This is a genomic window from Candidatus Sodalis sp. SoCistrobi (assembly GCF_900143145.1).
Taxonomy (GTDB): Bacteria; Pseudomonadota; Gammaproteobacteria; order Enterobacterales; family Enterobacteriaceae; genus SoCistrobi.
On the sequence record NZ_FRDB01000392.1, the window covers coordinates 1 to 876 of the forward strand.

At 56.1% G+C, this 876-nt stretch carries 1 protein-coding gene and 1 pseudogene; one reads left to right on the forward strand and one right to left on the reverse strand.

Translation table 11 applies throughout. The features are described from left to right. Window positions 1–122: 122 nt before the first annotated feature. Window positions 123–608 (forward strand): annotated as a pseudogene (locus tag CINSTRO3249_RS16090) (aminotransferase class I/II-fold pyridoxal phosphate-dependent enzyme); the annotation flags it as partial. 39 nt (window positions 609–647) lie between these two features. On the opposite strand, the gene CINSTRO3249_RS16095 reads toward CINSTRO3249_RS16090, so the two are convergent. Then, window positions 648–876, reverse strand: a 229-nt coding sequence (locus CINSTRO3249_RS16095; protein ID WP_143146879.1) for an integrase core domain-containing protein, incomplete at its 5' end; no start/stop codon positions are given.

The following is an 876-nucleotide window of genomic DNA, read 5'->3' on the forward strand; positions in this document are numbered from 1 at the left end:
AATATGTCACCAGGGTTTAATCTGACGTACAAGCTGTAAGCTTAAGGCAGAGTACAAACTCACCGGTAACATCCCAATGATCAGTTGGGGATCATTAACCTTTGAAAGTCAATGATCAAGATATAAGCCAAGGTGCCAATCAATATGCTCCGATGACCGGCGTCGCGCCGCTGCGCGAAGCCATCGCCGATAAAACCGCGCAGCTTTACGGCTGGCGTCCCGACGCCGATGCTGAGGTGACCGTCACCGCCGGCGCGACCGAGGCTCTGTTCGCCGCCATCAGCGCATTGGTGCGGCCGGGAGACGAGGTTGTCTGCTTCGATCCCAGCTATGACAGCTACGGGCCGGCGGTCGAGCTGGCCGGCGGCGTCACGCGTCGTCTTGCACTGCAGCCCCCGGCGTTTCGCGTTGACTGGACGCAGTTTGGCGAAGTGCTGAGCGAGCGTACCCGGCTGGTTATCCTCAACACGCCGCATAATCCCTCGGCCAGCGTCTGGCAGGCGGAAGATTTCCAGCAGCTTTGGCAGGCCATTGCCGAGCGGGAAATCTATGTCTTGAGCGATGAAGTGTATGAACATATCGGCTTTGCCGACGGTGGCCATCAAAGTGAATAACCCCGAGTTTATTAGAGAGTAATTTTGGCAATACTACGCCGCTTCCTCTGATGCTAATTGCAAAGCGTAATAGTTCATTTCGGCTTCAGTAGGAGGGATGTAACCCAGCCGCCCGAGCAGCCTTCTGTTGTTGTACCAGTCCACCCAGTCCAGCGTGGCCAACTCCACTTCCGTCCGGTTTTTCCAGCTCCCGCGGTGGATAACCTCCGTTTTGTACAACCCGTTGATACTCTCTGCCATCGCATTATCGTAGGAGTCGCCG